Raw genomic sequence first — 18,241 nt, forward strand, 5'->3', positions numbered from 1 at the left:
GAGGCGGCGCATTTTAATAAACTCAGCTATATTAAACAACTATTAATACTTTATTTATGAATCAGGATTACAAATTTATGAGAAGCCAGGTACTAAAGTTACCGCTGCTGCATCACAAAATCCCCGGTATCGGGTTTTGCATACAAAGCAGTTTTTTGTACTTAGTGCTTTTGTTCTTAACATCAATGCCCATGGCAGCGCAGATTTACTCAGTTTCTGCCTACACGTTTGCGCAAAGTAATACCACATATACGCCCATTACCGGTACAGAAGACACCGCGTCGCCGGCGGACTGGGATAATGGCAACACCTCCTTACCCATAGGGTTTGATTTTGTAATGAACGGTATAACATATACTACGGTTAACCTCAGTTATAATGGCTATATCACTTTTGGCGAAACACTCCCGTCAGAAACAAATTATTCGCCAATTTCAAATTCCGGATTTTATGACAGTGCTATATCAGCTTTTGGGGTAAATTTAAAAGGGTCTGAAGGTATTACTTATACAACAACCGGCAGCGCGCCAGGCCGTACTTTTATTGTTCAATGGAATAATGCTAAAAGGTTCACGTCGCTTGGCCAGGATGTTTTGAATTTCCAGATACAGCTACATGAAACAACAAATGTTGTAGATATAGTATATGGTGCATGTAGTGCTACACTTTCTAACGCCCTTGTACAGGTAGGCCTTCGTGGCAATTTACCATCAGACTATGCTAACCGTACATCATCAGCATCATGGGCTGCAACAACAACAGGAACTTATTCAGGCGCTTCAATTTCAACCTCACCAGTTATTATGCCTGTTAACGGCCTTCAATTTTCATTTACGCCGCCGCCCGCGTGTGTTGCCCCGGCAGCTCCTGCCGCGGCTGTAAGCAATATAACCCCTACCGCAGCTACCGTTGTAATAACGCCCGCCGATACACCCGTTACCGGACATATTGTTATCAGGAGTTCGTCCCCTAACATAGTTATACCACCAGTTACCGGCAATATATATACTGCCGGCACTTCGCTTGGCGGAAATCCGGTACTTTCTGTGGGCAGCCAGGTATCGGTTAATGATACAGGCCTAATGCCTGATACAGGTTTCTATTATTTTATATACGCCTATAACAGCACCACGTGCGGCGGCGGCCCGCTGTACAGCCCTGCCACTATGTTAGCTGCAACAACGTGTGTACCGGCAACGGTAGCTGCCGCTGCGAGTGATATTACAAATACATCGGCAACAATAAACTGGAGCAGTATAATGGGCAGCAATGCAACTTACGACCTTGAGGTTTATACTGATGCTGAATTTACAAACCTGTTTGGCACAGCACACAACGGCCTAACCACAATAAGCTTTAACCTTACCGGCCTTACACAGGGCAGTACATACTACTATAGGGTAAGAGGCATGTCTTCTGCATCATGTACAGAAAGTACTTTTTCAACAGGTAGTTTTACTGCTTTGAGCAACCTGACGCCCTTAAGTATAAACCCTGATGATTTTAATGCAGATGTTATTGCAAACGGCCCAGGCCTTGCAGGCGCATCTACTACACAGCCTGTAGATGATGCTGATTATTCTTATGTTGCACGAGATTACAGGAACAACATAAATGTTTTAGGAAACTCATACGGTCTGCCTGTAAACAGGACAATAACAAGCATGGGCGGAATGCAGTACCTGCTTGCAGACTATTCAGGCAATAATGCGCTTCGTTTAGGCGGAGACATTACCACGGGCACGTTACATCTTGTTTACCCGGTAAAACTGTCCAGCCTGAATATTGCTGCCACGTCAGGTGCAGGGTCATCGGTAGTAAATATACAAATATTGTTTAGTGACAATACTGTACAGGATGTAAACAACGTGCCTATTAACGACTGGTTTGATAATGGAAACTATATTGTATCCGGCATTGGACGCGTTAACAGGAATAACGATGAGCAAAATGCAGATCAGGAAGATTCAAAAATTTTCCAGATTCCCATCAGTATTGATGCCGAAAACCAGGGAAAAATTGTTACCGGCGTGCAGTTTACAAAAGTAGAAGGGCAAATACCAAATATATTTGCATTGTCTGGCCGGATTTTAACTGAGTGCCCGGCGCTAGACTGGATTTCACACACCACAGCTTCTACATCATCCGCTACGCTAAACTGGTCTCTCGCCACACCTGGTGAAGGGGCAACATCTGTAACGTATACCGTAGGTGTTTATACCGACGAAACCTACATTACCCCAGTTGCCGGTTTTCCTGTTCAAAACATTCAGGACACTTCGTATACCCTGACAAACCTTGTTATGGATAGTCCTTATTATGTAAGGGTACAGGCTAATAACGGAACCTGTACATCTGCTTACCTAACAGATGTGGTTACTATAGCATACTGTACACCTGCCGTATTTTCTTTACCTAATATGGGCATAACTAATGTTGTACTGGGGGAAATTAACAATACGCCATCAGAAACCGATGCATATAATAAATATACTAATTACAGTAACCTCATTGCCACTTCGTGGCCCGGTGGATCTGTTAATTTCAGTATTTCCGCAAATCCCGGCGACCCGGGGTACCAGACAAAAATATGGGTAGATTTTAACGATGATACTGATTTTGACGATGAGGGCGAACTTGTAACTGTCATAGACAATAACACAGAATATCCTTTTACGGCAATAGATATGTTTACCATACCATCAGGTGCACCACTGGGCAACCACCGCTTAAGGATAGGTATGGCAAAAAACATTTTTAATGAAAACGGCCCTGAGCCATGTTCTGGAGCTACAGGCGATTATGAAGATTACACCTTAAAAATTGTGTCTGCGGACTGTGCGGTTATCACCGTTACTCCGTCTATAATTACTTCAAGCAGTATAAAACTTGAGTGGATGCTTATTAACCCGGGTACCGGTACAACGCCTACCTACATAGTAGAAGTATACAGTGATGCCGCTTATACAACACCGGTTGCAGGGTCTCCGTTTAATGTTACAGCACAAACGCTTACTGTTACCGGATTAGAAAATGGAACGTATTACTATAAAGTAAGGGCCAGTAATGGCATATGTATATCTGACGATGTAACGGGAAGTATAGCACTTATGCCATGTATCCCAACAAATGACGCCTCTGACTCTCTTGCTAACACCACAAGCAGTATTACAAATGTTACTACTACAAACGGATTTGTAAACATTAGCAACACAAGCGGCCAGGCATCAGGCTATACCGATTATAGCTATATGGCAGTAAAACAAGCCCCGGGAGAGTCTTTTAATTACAGTGTTACGGTTAATGGCTTTACCGCAGTTACCATTTGGGTAGATTGGGATAATGACCTTATTTTTAACAGTACAAATGAACAGTTGGGTAATTTTGCGGCACCGGCAGGCACAATAACCGGAACCATAACAATACCGGCGGGCACTCCCCTTGGCAATTACCGTATGAGGATACGATCACGCAACGGCTCTAACACCAGCCCGTGCGATTTAATTGTGTGGAGCGAGGCAGAAGACTATACGGTTACCGTAGCTAATGCACCTAATTGTTTTGTACCACAAAACCTTACGCTTACCGCTACCGGAACTGCCGGAACGGTAAGCTGGGCGGCTCCCACAACAGGTACAACACCTGTAGGGTTTGAATATGCTGCAACAACATCACAAGTGCCACCGGCGGGCAGCGGAACAGCCACCACCGCACTCTCTGCACCTGTAACTTTAATAGCTGATGCCACAAATTATATATATGTGCGCAGTAATTGTGGTGAGAACAACTACAGCGACTGGGCAGTAGTAATATTTTATGCGGGATATTGTACGCCGAATAGTGCTTCGACATCTAATTTTATAAACAATTTTGCCACAACCGGCGCTACAACCAATATTAGTAACACCGCTTCAGGATATTCTGAAAACGGCTATGGTAATTTTACCGGTGAAATTGTAACACAAAGTAACTTATCCGACGTAAATTTTACCGCATCATTTGGAGAGGGCGTAGCCACTTATGGTTTTTCTGTTTGGGTAGACTGGAATGACGACTATGATTTTGCCGATGCCGGGGAACAGGTTTTTGAATCAACCACATTTTCCGGCAGTGCAAGCGGAACCTTTACCATACCTTCTTTTGCAGCCCTGGGCAGCCACAGGATGAGGATACTGGCAGATTTTAATGATGAGTCGCCAGACAACCCGTGCATCTTTAGTGCCGGGATAGGTGAAGCGGAAGACTATACCCTTGTGGTGAATACAACTTCGGGTACGGTAAACAACACGTTTAAAAACCTTTCATTATATCCAAATCCTGTAATTACCGATATCACGATTACTAACAGCAATGTTATTTCCGGTATCCGTGTAGTTAATTTATTAGGGCAAACGGTCATAGAAAAGGAGTTTGATGCTGCCACTGTAACCGTTAGTGTAGAACAACTACCATCGGCTACATATATCATACAGATTTACTCTGAAAATGAAACCGCTACATTAAAATTTGTGAAGCAATAATGCAACACTTATTACAAGTAATTCTTAACTTTTATGCCTCCCTTAAGCCCAAGGGACGCAGGCTCTGCTAAGAAGCAATTCACCGGCAATAAGTTTTACAGATAAAAAAATGAGGACAGTGTAAAAGCTGTCCTTTTTTCATTGTTTTTCGTCTCATCAGCAACCATGGAACACTCAAAATCAATCAGGAATTATAGTTCAGTTGACATAAGAAAATCATTTCTGGGATATTCTCTTTCAGTAATTTAGTAAGGCTGGTTGGGCTATGGGTAGTTTATATAGCCTGGGGCCGGCTTATAAATTGTGGCCATATTGTCTTTGTCCATAAGGTGTTGTGATATGAGGGGCTTCTCACTCTTCACCGATGGAAAGTTGCTTTACGGCGTCTTATTAATTGCTTTGCCAGATCATATTAGAGTAACCTTTGGCAATTTAAAAGCAAAGTACTCACCTAATAACTCACATTTAGTGATTTATGGTTTATGATGGTATCTGACACAAAATAAAAAAGCCGTAAATACTTGATATTTACGGCTTTTAGTACATTTTGGGATTTGTACTGGTCGGGGTGGCAGGATTCGAACCTGCGACCTCCTGGTCCCAAACCAGGCGCGATGACCGGGCTACGCTACACCCCGAAAGAAGCGGAGAGACAGGGACTCGAACCCTGGCAGCGATTACTCGCTGACAGATTAGCAATCTGCTCCGTTACCACTCCGGCACCTCTCCTCCTTTAATATTGCAACAAAGTTTGACCTTTTTTGCGGTTGCAAATGTAGCTTTTTTATTTAATTAACTGCAACTATTTTTTGAGGTTTTTTTGCTTTTTTTTCACTAAAAATCAAAAGTGTTTAACAATCAGCAAAATGCCTCCATATTTAACCTCAAGCTATTTTATGCATTTAAGATAATCCATAAAATAACGCTCCGGGTTGTAGGCCTTTTTCATGGTTTCGCTGTTCAACTCGCGCTTTATAGAATAATCTACAGATTCTGTAGTATACTTAACCCGTATAAAGCTTATGGGCGATTTTTCGAGTTCTTCTATAGACCCCACCGGGAATAAAAATACTCCCGTAAGTATCCTGATGTTGTTTTTTTCATTAGCGTCATACATCAGGCCGCTGCACTGCTCTTCAGTCGCACTTATCAGTGAAATAATCTTGCCGTTTGCAAGCTGTATGTATATTTTAGAAGCTTTATCAATACAGTAGGCTTTCGCAAAGTCCTTACTCTTGCTCAATAGCTCCATATTTACCAGCGGCATCCCCCGGCTTATAGATAGCGAAAAGAATAAAAACTGCGATGTACCTGCAAATACTTTTTCATACATCAGGTATTCAGGCAGCGATTTTAGCTCCTGCCCTTCCGTTTTATCATCTACTGTGTAGTTACATTCCTGCGCAATGGCGGGTTGTGTTAGCATACACATTGCTGCAAAGGCCAGCGTTAAAACTATTTTTTTCAAGGTAATAGGGTTATTTGTGGGCCAAATATAACTAAAATTATACAGAGCGGGCAACCTGTGCAAAATCATTCTAAATTTTGGTTCCGGCATTTGACTATAGGTAAAAATATGTAGCTTTGAATAATTCCAAAAAATCTGTAAAACCTTATCCTGAATGAAAACATACCTCCTTATCCCCGCCCTTGCCATTACCGCCTTTACAGCGGGTTACAAATATACACAAGGTGCGGTATATACCGAAGTTACCCCTATTACAAAAACCGATGCAAACCGAACACCTGCCGAAAACTATGCCAACTTTTGCGCTGGCTGCCACGGCGAAAAGATGGACGCTTTTACCGACAGGCAATGGAAGCACGGCAACAAGCTTAACGACCTTGTAGTAAGCATAAAAAATGGCTGGCCAGACGAAGGGATGCCTTCTTTTGAAAAAACATTTACCGATGCCGAAACAAAAGAACTTGCACAATATATACTAACGGGAATACAAAAAACTGAAGCCTATAACTTTGATAATGAACCTATAAGCAGCACATTTAAAAGCGAAAGCCTTACTATAACCCTTGATACCATTGCTACCGGGCTCGACATTCCCTGGGGTATGGCGTTTCTACCAGATGGCAGTATCCTTGCAACTGAAAAGGGTGGCAAACTTTACAAAATTAAAAATAAAAAGAAGCAGGAAATAAGCGGCGTGCCCCAGGTAATTGCCGACGGTCAGGGCGGCTTGCTGGATGTACAGTTAAGCCCTAATTTTAAAACAAACAGCACAATATATTTTTCGTATTCAAAGCCGAAACAGGAAGGCAATAAAACCCTGGCCACTACGGCTGTAATGTGTGCCAAACTAAACGGCAATACATTGGCAAACCAAAAAATCATCTTTGAGGCACTGCCCTATGCCCCTACCCGCCACCACTATGGCAGCCGCCTTGTTTTTGATGGCAAAGGGCACTTATTTATCAGCGTGGGAGAGCGCGGTAACGAGCAGGAAAACCCGCAAAAAACGGCTGACAACCAGCTGGGCAAAATCCATAGGGTTAATGAAGATGGCAGCATACCGGCCGACAATCCTTTTAAAGACAAAGACGGCAAAACTAACACGCTGTACTGCTACGGCAACCGTAATGAACAGGGAATGGCGTTTAACCCCTTTACGGGCGACCTGTGGGAAAACGAACACGGCCCGCGCGGTGGCGACGAAATTAACATCGTAAAGCCTAATAATAACTACGGCTGGCCTGTAGCTTCTTACGGAATAAACTATAACGGCCAGATAATAACCGATAAAACCAAGGCACCGGGAATAACAGACCCTATACATTACTGGATACCCAGCATAGCCCCCAGCGGTATGGCCTTTATTACCAGTGATATTTACAAACCCTGGAAGGGCGCGGTACTGGTGGGTTCTCTACGTTTTAAATACCTTAACCTGTGCTATCTTGACGGCAATAAAATTGTGAAGGAAGAAAAACTGCTCAAAAACATAGGACGTGTGCGCGATGTAAGGCAGGGTCCGGACGGCTACATTTATGTAGCGGTAGAAAAACCGGCTGCGGCAATATATAGATTAATTCCGGTGAAGTAATTTGGATGTTCGATTATTCAATTGTTGGATTATTCGACTGTTCGACTGTTCGACTTTTTGATTAGTAATTGCCGCTTTCGCAAAGTCCTGTTTTATACTCCACATTTTACACTTTATCTTTAACGTTTTACACTTTTTAAGATAAAAGTAGCGGAAAATCAACTTTTATAAACTATTGCAATACAGACTATTAAATTTTATACCCGACATCTAGTAATTGGACTGTTAAATAACCGGGTTTTTAGATAATTCTACTGTGCGGCACAGAATTTTTCAATCTCTAAATTTTAAATAAAAAACTGCATTCCGCATTGCTGTTTGAAAAATATTATTTTACTTTGCAATTCAAAGTACTTTAAAAATGGAAGATTACTTAAAGGACATCCGCGACATTAAAAAGATGATGGACCGCTCCTCGCAGTTCATTTCGCTGAGCGGCCTGTCGGGCATACTGGCAGGCATTTTTGCGCTGGGGGGCGCATTTGCGGCAAAAACCCTCGTAAAGGACAGGTACAGCTACATCACGCTCGAAAGTTATGAGTTTAAGCTTATCATAGTTATTTTTGCAACAGTATTGGCACTCTCGGTAGGCACGGCATTAATTATGTCTTATATAAAGGCTAAAAAGCACGGCGAGTCGCTTTGGGACGCCACCAGCCGCAGGCTTGCCGCAAACTTCCTTATCCCGTTGGGTACGGGTGGCATTTTTGCCCTGTTGCTAATAAAAGCACACCACTACGGCCTTATAGCACCTGTAACGCTGATATTTTACGGCCTGGCCTGTGTAAATGCCAGTAAATACACGCTGCGCGATGTGCGCTACTTGGGTATTACAGTTATAATAATCGGCCTTATAGCAACCTATGCCATAGGCTATGGGCTGGAGTTCTGGGCACTGGGCTTCGGCGTATGCCACATACTGTACGGCACCATAATGTACTTTAAATACGACCATAAGCAATAGGTTTGAAAAACATTTTACAGCATATAAACAAGGCGTTTGACCACCGTATACGGCTGGGCATTATGAGCATACTTATGGTAAATGAGTATGCCGACTTTAACACGCTTAAAGAATTGCTGGGCGTAACAGACGGTAACCTCGCCAGCCATGCTAAAGCCCTTGAGTCAGAACAGTATATTATGGTAGAAAAACAGTTTATCGGCAAAAAGCCTAACACCCGCTACATGGCAACTAAAGAAGGCCGAAAGGCATTTAAAGACCATATTAACGCGCTTGAAAAACTGATATCAAAAAACTAATACTATTTTTTTATAACATTACTTTGAATTTCAAAGTACTTTAATAAAATTAAACATGAATACGACAATCAAACTCAAAATGAGCAAACCGGTTAGAGATAACGCTGTTGCACTGGCACTCTCAGCCTTTAGCATCTCGCTGTTGCTGGTACGTGTAACAATTACCCACAGTATTTTTTACCTGTTCCTTGCCTGGAATTTGTTTCTGGCCTATACCCCTCTGGCCATGAGCATACTCATCATCAGTTCGCAACGCATACTATCACGTTGGTACTGGCTCGCCCCTGCCCTAACCGTTTGGCTGTTGTTGCTGCCCAACGCCCCCTACCTGATAACCGATTTTGTGCACCTTAAAAAAGAAACACCGGTACCGGTATGGTATGATGTACTGCTACTGGCGTCGTTTACCTTTAGCGGGCTGCTCATCGGGCTTGCCTCTATGAAAAACATCTATATACTGCTTAGTGCAAAATTCAACCGTAAAATGGCCGGGAGTGCCATGCTCGCCATCTGTTTCCTGAGTGGCTTTGGGCTATACCTGGGACGTTTTTTACGCTATAACAGCTGGGACGTGCTGCACAGGCCCTTATCGCTTGCAGGCGATATCTGGCTGAGCCTGTTTGCCGCCGAAACCTGTAAGCCCGCCTGGGGTATTACAATAGGCTTTGGTATACTTCAGTATTTGCTGTTTGATTTGTATAAGTCGGTTAAGAGATAAGATTGTCGCACAGAGGCACCGGAGGTCCACAGAGATTTGGTGCATGAGTCACTCTGTAAATCTCTGTGACTGCTCTGTGAAACAACTAAAAAAAATTTACCCATCTACTTTGAATTTCAAAGTGAAATAAACCCCTCCCATTATGGAAACAATGAAAAAAAAAATTGAAAAAGTGCGCCTTGAGTTCGAAAGAAACAATCCAAAGCTTACGGCCCTGAACCTTATTAAGTATCCCGAAGGAACACTGGGGCAACAGCTTGGGCGTTTTTTACTGCGTACCAATTACGGACAGAACGTATATGCCAGCCATGATGATGCGCTGCAATTGCTCATAGCGGGCAGCACTAGCTTTACCGATGATATTGCCGTACAGTTTTACCTTTTGGGCAACGGCAGTTTTGGCCTGCGCAGGCTTACCGCCATGGCAGCCGGGGTGTTGCTTAAGCCTCACAAAATAGCCTACTTCCATCAAAAATATAAAGATGGGAAAGCCGCGCTGCGCTTTTATGACGTAGACCACCTGAGGCTGCTGCACCTGCCTATTGACCGTGTACGGGAAACGTTTATGATACGGTAATTAAGCAGTATGAAACGGTTAACAGATATTATTTTTTCCGGGGTAGCACTTATTCTTTTTGCGTTACCCTGCCTTGCTATAGCATTACTGCTAAGGTTCAGGAACCGGCACCCCATATTATTCCGGCAGGAACGCATAGGTATAAGGGGGCGGCCCTTTGTAATATTGAAATTCCAAACGCTCGTTAACGGCGTTCCTACAGCTATAGGCGCTGTTTTACGCAAAAGCGGGCTTGACGAACTGCCACAGTTTATTAATGTGCTGCATGGTGACATGAGCATCGTGGGGCCACGGGCGCTAACACAGCATGATATAAACAGGTTAAGCTGGAATGACAATTATCATGCCTGCCGCTGGCAGCTAAAGCCGGGTATTACCGGCCTGGCCCAGCTTTATGGCGGCCAGCACCGCAAAACGTCGTGGTTTTGGGATTGCCAATATATCAGCAGGCAATCGGTTATCCTTGATACCGCCATCATTGGCCTCTCATTCCTTATGAATGTTTTTGGCAAAACCAGGGTGCGGCGCAGGGTATTTAAGAAGAAGCATTTAAAATGAATTAATACTCCCCGTAGTATGGCACTAGCCAGCAAACATCAACCGATAACCAACAACTAAAAAATTCGCTATGGAAAAACAACGCCTTTTCAAACCAACCTTCCTTTTGTGGCTGCCCGTAGTGGTATGGGCAGCCACTTTTTTTTACGGCACCTGCCTCTTGTTTTACCTGCTCAATACCGAGTGGGACTATTATAACAGCGACTATGTAGTGGGTACTGCAGCCGTTGCCATATTTATAAACATTGTGGCTGTAGTACATACACTGATAATGACCAGTGTACACCCTTTTTATCAAAAAGAATTTGGCTACAGGTTATTGCTTTTGCTTACCAATATCCCCGTAGCTTATGTATATATATACTTAGCGCGCGCCCATGCACCCTTTTTAAACTGATTTCTAACTTAAAAACACAAAAAGTATGAAGGTAAAAATGATTCTCCCCGCGTTGGCTGAAGCCGAAAGCCCCTTTTGGAGGCCTATAAAATACAGCCTCTTCCCTCCCCTGGGGCTGGCTACATTAGCAGCTTACCTTTCCCCGGACGATGAAATAGACCTGCAGGACCAGCATGTGGAAACGCTGAACCTTAATGACAGCCCTGACCTGGTAATCATTCAGGTATACATTACCAATGCCTACCGTGCCTATGCCATAGCCGACCATTACCGTGCAAACGGGGCTTACGTAATTTTAGGCGGGCTGCATGTTACCTCGCTCCCGCAGGAAGCCGCACCTCATGCTGATACTATTTTCCTGGGTCCGGGTGAGGAAACCTTTTCTCAATTTTTAAAGGATTTTAAGGCTGGGCACCCTAAAAAGTCCTACTTTTCAGCCGTGCGCACACTGGATAAGATTCCGCCCATACGGCGCGACCTTATAAAGCGCAGCCGCTACCTGGTACCAAACTCAATAGTAGTTACCCGTGGCTGCCCGCACCACTGCGATTTTTGTTATAAAGATGCTTTTTTTGAAGGAGGCAAAGGCTTTTATACCCAACAGGTAGATGATGCACTGGCAGAGATAGACCGCCTGCCCGGCCGCCACCTCTACTTTCTGGATGACCATTTACTGGGTAACACAAAATTTGGCGCCGCGCTGTTTGAGGGAATGAAAGGCATGAACCGCGTGTTTCAGGGGGCAGCCACGGTAGACAGCATACTGCGCGGCAACCTGATTGAAAAAGCCGCCGATGCAGGGCTTCGTAGTCTGTTTGTAGGTTTCGAAACCTTTTCTGAGGCTAACCTTAAACAGAGTAATAAAAAGCAAAACCTTGAAAAAGATTATGTAAAAGCCGTAAACCGTCTGCATTCATTAGGCATCATGATAAACGGCAGTTTTGTTTTTGGGCTGGATGATGATGATAAAGACGTATTTAAGCGCACTGTAGACTGGGGTGTGCAAAACGCTATAACCACAAGTACCTTCCATATCATGACCCCTTATCCCGGCACAAAACTTTATAACGATATGGACAAACAGGGCCGTATACTTACCCACAATTGGGATTTGTATGACACCCGGAACGTGGTGTACCAAACCACAAAGCTTACCGCGCAGGAGCTAAAAGATGGCTATGACTGGGCGTACAAAGAATTTTACAGTTGGCAAAACATAATTAAGGCGAGTATGAGCCATGAATCACACAAGCACAAGCTAAAGCACCTGTTTTACAGCGGCGGCTGGAAAAAGTTTGAACCCATGTGGAATTTCCTGATCAAAACAAAAAACCTTAACGCCATACTGCCGGTGCTGGAATCGATACTGAGTAAGGTAAATGCTGAAAACAAACAAATTTCAGATATCAAAAATGAAAAACATGTGGTTACCACAGAACTTTTTTAATCCCTAACGCTACTGTGGAAAGCCTCTTACCATCTAAACACTGAAACTACAAACAAAAAAACCTGCAAACGTTCAGATTTGCAGGTTTTCTAGCGTTTAAAGAATTTACTCTGTTTTCCACTGGGTGTTCCCAAGACGCTAAAAACGTCAAAGTGGAGTGAGCGGGATTTCTATCGAACACTTAATACTTATTTTGACTTATTTAGAAACCTTAAAATAGTATAAATTCGAAAACAACAACGCCAGTTGCATAATTCAAGCAATACATCACATTACAAAGGCACCTGCTATATGTAATGCAACTAAAATTTTCTCTTTATTAAAATAGCTGTAGCCCCCAGGGTTGGGTTGAAAAACAGCAGCGGTTTCAAATCAAAGCGCTTAAATTGCTCGCTAAAAATAAACTACTATGCCAAACCATATATCTACATAAAAAATTACAGAAACATCATTCCATATAAGTTAATACCAATTGTTGCATTCATAAATCGAGATTGTTTTTTCGTTACTAGTTTTTTGAAGTAATTAATTACGGCCTGTTGTAGTTTCTATATTTTTCCACTCTTTAATGGAAATGTTGCGATACCATACACTATTACCATGATCCTGTAAAGCAATATGACCTTTCTTGAAAGTCCCAAAACCTGGCCAGGCAGCAAATTTACTTCCTGCAACGAGTGCTTTAAAGTTATCGTCCCAAAGTACGGTTTCAACAATAATAATGCCGTTTAAAACGAAAGTAAGTTTTCCATTTTTACAAACAATTTCAGCCGTATTCCATTCGCCAACAGGCTTAACCGGTTCTGATTTGCTTTGAATTAGATCATATAAATCTCCTGCACGGTGTTTGGTTATTTTTCCATCAGGATGACCATCGTTGTCTAAAACCTGCATTTCAAGACCTGTTTCATAAGTGCTTTTATATTTTTCTGGATTGTCGTTTACATAAAAAATAATACCACTATTCGCATTTGATGCTACTTTCCAGTCTAATTTTAAATGAAAATTTTCATATTCTGCATCGGTTACTAAGTCGCCTCCCTGACCATTTTTTGCGGCTTCGGGGTCAAAATGCAGGACCCCGCCTTCTACTTTCCAGCCCGCACTGGCAGAAGTTTTGCCATACGTATGCCAGCCTGTTGTAGTTTTTCCATCAAAGACAGGCTTAAAACCTCTCTGGGCATTTACGGTTTGTAAAAAAGTGAATAGTAAGGCTGTTGTTATAATTTTTACCATGATTCTTTCTATTTAATTTAATAATTTAAAAGCTTAGACTTTCCAGCCTTCTCTATAATCGTGTTTTACAAATTGATTTACATCATCTACATTGGTTACTTTTAAATATAAAAAACCATTGATTTTCAACACGTTAAAACACATCTGTTTCAGTATGGATGAAATACGATACCGTAATAATTACACACAATTTTTTACAATAGTACGCAAAAACAGAATATTATAAATCAGATTTTAATAAACTGAGATTTATTTTGAGACAATAAAAAATTAGGCTAAGCAATTTCTAAAGCATTTTAACAAAAAATAACGCCCTTGGATTCCAAAGGCGTTATTTGTATTTATGTGGAGTCGCCGGGAATCGAACCCGGGTCCAAACAAGGAAGCAAAGAGCTTTCTACACGCTTAGTTCCTGATTAGTTTTTCGATAGTATGCTTGGCCAGAAACAGCCACATACTACTTATCTCCTGTTTTCTCAGGGCTCCCGCGAAGCAAAGAAACCCCCAGGTTTATATTTACGGTCCCTCTATTCGAAACGCCATAAACCAGGGCTTTTCAGAGGGATCCCGCCTCCCTGCCTTGCAGGGACGTGGCTTTATTCTTACTTTAGTTCAGAATTAAGCAGCAAGAGCGTAGTTATTTTCGCCGTTTAAATGTTCGGAACAAATGATATGCGGGAACAGTTCCATTTCCCGGCGTGCTTACTGTTCACTCCGGCCTGCTGTCAAAACCAGTCGACCCCAGAAAATAATTTGGTATAATGTAAAGCAAACATAATACCAAAAAGCCTGCAAATATAATTATAATAATTAACATTGGTAAATTGTGCTCGTCTTAAATAATTGTTATTTTTGTAATATTATAAATCAATAATGTGATATTAATTAATTTAATCAAACCAAAAATGAATTAATATCACAAAAAGTTATTTATTACGCTATGAAAATCGGAATTTTAAAAGAACGTAAGAACCCACCGGATAAAAGGGTGGTTTTTTCTCCAAAGGAATTACAAAAACTAACACAGCAGTATCCGGGTATTGAAGTTATAATAGAACCGTCTGACATAAGAATATTTAAAGACCGGGAATATGCAGAAGCAGGATTTGAGCTTAGCGATAACCTGGTTGATTGCGATGTGCTCATTGGTGTTAAAGAAGTACCTGTTGATGCACTTATACCCTGCAAAAAATATTTCTTCTTTTCACATACCATAAAAAAGCAGCAGCATAACCAGAAAATGCTGCAGGCGATACTCGATAATGATATAACCTTGTACGACCATGAAACGGTTACCGACGAAACCAACCACCGCCTTATAGGGTTTGGCAGGTATGCCGGGCTGGTGGGTACTTATAATGCATTTAGGGCATTTGGGCTGAAGTATGAGTTGCATAGCCTACCCAAGGCCGAAATACTGGCAGATAAGGCCGCACTTATAGCACGCCTTAAAAGGCTGGTGCTCCCTCCTATTAAAATTGTGCTTACAGGCAAAGGCAAAGTGGGTATGGGCGCTAAGGAAATGCTCGATGCCATGCGGGTAAAAGAGGTAAGCCCCGAAAACTTCCTGGCAAAAAAATACAGCGGGCCGGTATATACCCAGCTTGATGTGCTTAATTATAATTGCAAAAAAGACGGTGCCCCCGCCATAAATAATACTGACTTTTTTAAACATCCTGAAGATTTTGTATCTGATTTTGCCAAGTATGCTAATGCAGCCGATATGTTTATTGCAGGGCATTTTCATGGCAATAACGCGCCTGATATACTTACTGCGGATATGCTGCGCGATGCCAGGTGCAGGCTTAAGGTAGTGGCAGATATATCTTGTGATGTGGGCGGCCCGGTGGCCAGCACTCTACGCGCATCCAGCATTGCAGAGCCATTATATGGCTATAACCCGTCTAACGGGCAGGAAACCGATATACACCACCCTATGGCCATTGTGGTAATGGCGGTAGACAACCTGCCGTGTGAGCTGCCCCGCGATGCCAGCGAGGGCTTTGGCGAAATGTTTGCAAAACATGTAATCCCGGCTTTTTTTAATGGTGATGCAAATGGCATACTTGCCCGTGCTAAAATTGCCGAAGGCGGCAAACTTACAGAACGGTTTAAATACCTGAGCGGATACGTACAAGAAAATACGCATCATATATAGAGACAAATTGAAAGATAAACTACGATTAGGCTGCCTGTTCCCGGGCGGCCTTTTTTGTAATACTTGAAAAGTAGGTTACTATTTAAATTTTTATCTCTAGTTATTTTTATATTAAAAGAAAACCTCAAAAATATAGATATCATATTATAAACAATCTAAATCTGTGTATATTTATGAAATTTTAAAAAACATGAGACCTCGGTTATTACTTCTGTTATTTTTTGTGCTTTCAATTGCTTATGCACAATCCGTACAATCCCCCTCTAAAGAACTCAGTGTTACATTTAAAGTAGATGCGGCGGGCAAGCCTCTTTACTCCGTTAGCTACAAAGGCCAGGCCGTAATTATAGACAGCTACCTGGGCTTTACCTTAAAAAACCTTCCGCCATTTGACGAAAATTTTATAGTTACCACTACTAAAACCACTACTGTTAATGACACCTGGAAACCCGTATTGGGCGAGGTATCAGAAATTAAGGACAACCATAACGAATTAAGGGTATCCCTTGTACAGCAATCAACCAAACGTAACATGGACATCGTCTTCCGTGTGTTTAACGAAGGTGTGGGTTTTAGGTACGAGTTCCCGAAACAGGACAACCTTAATTACTTTATAATAGAAAAAGAGGCAACCCAGTTTAACCTTACGGGTAACCATAAAGCCTTTTGGATTCCCGGCGATTTTGACAGCCAGGAATATGTATATAACGAAACCCGCCTGAATGCTATAGATAACAACAAGCTGAACCTAAACAATGGTATTGCCCTTAAATCGGTTGGTGGCAGGTATACCATACAATCGCCACTGATGCTTAAAGCAGATAACGGGCTGTACATAAATATCTTTGAGGCTGCGGTTATAAATTACCCCATTATGCACCTTGATTTAAATGTTAACAACTTTACACTTAAAGCCCACCTTGTGCCAAATGCCTTGGGCGATGCGGCCTACCTGCAAGCCCCTTTTAACACCCCGTGGCGCACGGTTATGGTAAGCAGTGATGCGCGTACTATCGTGTCCCAAAAAATGATACTCAACCTTAATGAGCCTTCTAAAATTGACGATACCTCGTGGATAAAACCCATGAAGTATGTAGGCATCTGGTGGGAAATGCATGTGGGTAAGTCAACGTGGGATTATTCGGGTTCGCAAAACGCGCAAAACCAGCAATCGGGAGAAGCAATAAAAGTTCCCCATGGTGCTAACACAAAAAACACAAAACGCTATATCGACTTTGCAAAAAAGCATGGCTTTGACGGCGTGCTGGTAGAAGGCTGGAACACCGGCTGGGAAGACTGGAACGGCAACTGGAAAGAAGAAGTATTTGACTTTGTAACCCCCTACCCTGATTTTGACATTAAGGCGATAAGCGACTATGCCAGGCAACAGGGCGTAAAAATGATTATGCACCATGAAACCTCGGGTTCGGTGGCAAGCTATGAACGCCAACTAGACAGGGCATTGGAGAATATGGTACAATACGGTTACCCCGCTGTGAAAACCGGCTATGTGGGCAAGATTATCCCCAGGGGCGAATACCACGACGGGCAAACCATGGTAAACCATTTTAACTACGTGCCAAGGCGTGCTGCTGATTACAGGCTGATGGTAAATTCGCATGAATCTTCACGTCCCACCGGTGTGCATCGCACCTGGCCTAATTACATAGCCGCCGAGGCTGCCCGGGGCAACGAATTTAACGCCTGGAGTACCGGCAACCCTCCGTCCCACGAAACCATATTGCCGTTTACACGATTACTTGGTGGCCCTATGGACTACACGCCGGGCATATTCGAGATAAAGATGAGTGCATACAAACCGGGCGCTACAGAGCAGGTGCAAACTACATTGGCAAAGCAACTGGCGCTTTATGTAACGCTGTACAGCCCACTGCAAATGGCCGCCGACCTGTTAGAAAATTATGAAAAACATCCTGATGCGTTTCAGTTTATTAAAGATGTAGCGGTAAACTGGCAGGATACCAAAGTGCTGGAAGCCGAACCGGGCGATTATATTACCATAGCACGCAAGGCAAAGGGTAGTGAAAACTGGTTTTTAGGTGCTATTACCGATGAGAACGCGCGCGAAAGCAAAATTGCGCTAGACTTTCTTACACCTGGAAAAAGATACAAGGCGGTTATTTACCATGATGGTAAAAATGCCCACTGGAAAAACAACCCTGCCAGCTACGCTATCGACACACAAATGGTAACCTCAAAATCAAGACTTAAGCTACAACTGGCGCCAGGGGGCGGCACAGCGGTAAGTTTTGTTCCCGTTAATTAAATTTATAAATGGGCACAAACA

The 18,241-nt window shown here is 42.7% G+C and carries 13 protein-coding genes, 2 tRNA genes and 1 other RNA gene; 11 read left to right on the top strand and 5 right to left on the bottom strand.

The window, feature by feature from the left end; all coding sequences use genetic code 11:
• Positions 1–191: 191 nt before the first annotated feature.
• A complete protein-coding gene (locus ACLI09_RS06610) occupies positions 192–4,520 on the top strand; it encodes a GEVED domain-containing protein (RefSeq protein ID WP_411418809.1) in 4,329 nt (1,442 codons plus the stop codon).
• A 560-nt stretch (positions 4,521–5,080) separates the two neighbouring features.
• Here the strand turns inward: ACLI09_RS06610 and ACLI09_RS06615 are convergent.
• From ACLI09_RS06615 to ACLI09_RS06625, 3 genes are all read right to left on the bottom strand, one after another.
• Positions 5,081–5,158: transfer RNA gene (locus tag ACLI09_RS06615), tRNA-Pro, on the bottom strand.
• A gap of 7 nt (positions 5,159–5,165) precedes the next feature.
• Positions 5,166–5,249: transfer RNA gene (locus ACLI09_RS06620), tRNA-Ser, on the bottom strand.
• Between the two features lie 160 nt (positions 5,250–5,409).
• Entirely contained in the window at positions 5,410–5,988 is a 579-nt protein-coding gene (locus tag ACLI09_RS06625) for a hypothetical protein (protein WP_411418810.1), read from the bottom strand.
• 154 nt (positions 5,989–6,142) lie between these two features.
• Here ACLI09_RS06625 and ACLI09_RS06630 point away from each other — a divergent pair, with 154 nt between their 5' ends.
• From ACLI09_RS06630 to ACLI09_RS06665, 8 genes are all read left to right on the top strand, one after another.
• Positions 6,143–7,579, top strand: a complete 1,437-nt coding sequence (locus ACLI09_RS06630) for a PQQ-dependent sugar dehydrogenase (protein WP_411418811.1) — start codon at positions 6,143–6,145, stop codon at positions 7,577–7,579.
• A gap of 361 nt (positions 7,580–7,940) precedes the next feature.
• Positions 7,941–8,543 (top strand): hypothetical protein, encoded by a 603-nt coding sequence (locus ACLI09_RS06635; RefSeq protein WP_411418812.1) that lies wholly within the window; start codon positions 7,941–7,943, stop codon positions 8,541–8,543.
• Between the two features lie 2 nt (positions 8,544–8,545).
• Positions 8,546–8,842, top strand: a complete 297-nt coding sequence (locus ACLI09_RS06640) for a winged helix-turn-helix domain-containing protein (RefSeq protein WP_411418813.1) — start codon at positions 8,546–8,548, stop codon at positions 8,840–8,842.
• A gap of 55 nt (positions 8,843–8,897) precedes the next feature.
• Entirely contained in the window at positions 8,898–9,560 is a 663-nt protein-coding gene (locus tag ACLI09_RS06645; protein WP_411418814.1) for a DUF1361 domain-containing protein, read from the top strand.
• Between the two features lie 142 nt (positions 9,561–9,702).
• Positions 9,703–10,137 (top strand): hypothetical protein, encoded by a 435-nt coding sequence (locus ACLI09_RS06650; protein WP_411418815.1) that lies wholly within the window; start codon positions 9,703–9,705, stop codon positions 10,135–10,137.
• Between the two features lie 9 nt (positions 10,138–10,146).
• On the top strand, positions 10,147–10,695 hold the full coding sequence (locus ACLI09_RS06655; RefSeq protein WP_411418816.1) for a sugar transferase: 549 nt from the start codon (positions 10,147–10,149) through the stop codon (positions 10,693–10,695).
• A gap of 70 nt (positions 10,696–10,765) precedes the next feature.
• Entirely contained in the window at positions 10,766–11,092 is a 327-nt protein-coding gene (locus ACLI09_RS06660; RefSeq protein ID WP_411418817.1) for a hypothetical protein, read from the top strand.
• 25 nt (positions 11,093–11,117) lie between these two features.
• Positions 11,118–12,539, top strand: a complete 1,422-nt coding sequence (locus tag ACLI09_RS06665; protein ID WP_411418818.1) for a B12-binding domain-containing radical SAM protein — start codon at positions 11,118–11,120, stop codon at positions 12,537–12,539.
• Positions 12,540–13,064: 525 nt separating this feature from the next.
• Here ACLI09_RS06665 and ACLI09_RS06670 read toward each other — a convergent pair.
• Positions 13,065–13,775 (bottom strand): DUF1080 domain-containing protein, encoded by a 711-nt coding sequence (locus ACLI09_RS06670; RefSeq protein WP_411418819.1) that lies wholly within the window; start codon positions 13,773–13,775, stop codon positions 13,065–13,067.
• A 343-nt stretch (positions 13,776–14,118) separates the two neighbouring features.
• Positions 14,119–14,518: a transfer-messenger RNA gene (ssrA, locus tag ACLI09_RS06675) on the bottom strand.
• Positions 14,519–14,715: 197 nt separating this feature from the next.
• On the opposite strand from ssrA, the gene ACLI09_RS06680 reads away from it, so the two are divergent.
• Together ACLI09_RS06680 and ACLI09_RS06685 are read left to right on the top strand one after the other, a co-directional pair.
• The gene (locus ACLI09_RS06680) at positions 14,716–15,933 is read left to right on the top strand and encodes an NAD(P)-dependent oxidoreductase (protein ID WP_411418820.1); all 1,218 of its coding nucleotides are present in this window, start codon (positions 14,716–14,718) and stop codon (positions 15,931–15,933) included.
• Between the two features lie 190 nt (positions 15,934–16,123).
• A complete protein-coding gene (locus ACLI09_RS06685) occupies positions 16,124–18,220 on the top strand; it encodes a glycoside hydrolase family 97 protein (RefSeq protein ID WP_411418821.1) in 2,097 nt (698 codons plus the stop codon).
• The last annotated feature ends 21 nt before the right edge of the window (positions 18,221–18,241 follow it).

This window comes from Flavobacterium sp. RHBU_24 (assembly GCF_046613695.1).
Classification (GTDB): Bacteria; Bacteroidota; Bacteroidia; order Flavobacteriales; family Flavobacteriaceae; genus Flavobacterium.

Excerpts from the sequence above, each read along its gene's own strand:
- ACLI09_RS06610 (WP_411418809.1), top strand. The coding sequence starts at position 192 with ATGGCAGCGCAGATTTACTCAGTTTCTGCCTACACGTTTGCGCAAAGT.
- ACLI09_RS06630 (WP_411418811.1), top strand. The coding sequence starts at position 6,143 with ATGAAAACATACCTCCTTATCCCCGCCCTTGCCATTACCGCCTTTACA.
- ACLI09_RS06635 (WP_411418812.1), top strand. The coding sequence starts at position 7,941 with ATGGAAGATTACTTAAAGGACATCCGCGACATTAAAAAGATGATGGAC.
- ACLI09_RS06645 (WP_411418814.1), top strand. The coding sequence starts at position 8,898 with ATGAATACGACAATCAAACTCAAAATGAGCAAACCGGTTAGAGATAAC.
- ACLI09_RS06650 (WP_411418815.1), top strand. The coding sequence starts at position 9,703 with ATGGAAACAATGAAAAAAAAAATTGAAAAAGTGCGCCTTGAGTTCGAA.
- ACLI09_RS06655 (WP_411418816.1), top strand. The coding sequence starts at position 10,147 with ATGAAACGGTTAACAGATATTATTTTTTCCGGGGTAGCACTTATTCTT.
- ACLI09_RS06660 (WP_411418817.1), top strand. The coding sequence starts at position 10,766 with ATGGAAAAACAACGCCTTTTCAAACCAACCTTCCTTTTGTGGCTGCCC.
- ACLI09_RS06665 (WP_411418818.1), top strand. The coding sequence starts at position 11,118 with ATGAAGGTAAAAATGATTCTCCCCGCGTTGGCTGAAGCCGAAAGCCCC.
- ACLI09_RS06670 (WP_411418819.1), bottom strand. The coding sequence starts at position 13,775 with ATGGTAAAAATTATAACAACAGCCTTACTATTCACTTTTTTACAAACC.
- ACLI09_RS06680 (WP_411418820.1), top strand. The coding sequence starts at position 14,716 with ATGAAAATCGGAATTTTAAAAGAACGTAAGAACCCACCGGATAAAAGG.
- ACLI09_RS06685 (WP_411418821.1), top strand. The coding sequence starts at position 16,124 with ATGAGACCTCGGTTATTACTTCTGTTATTTTTTGTGCTTTCAATTGCT.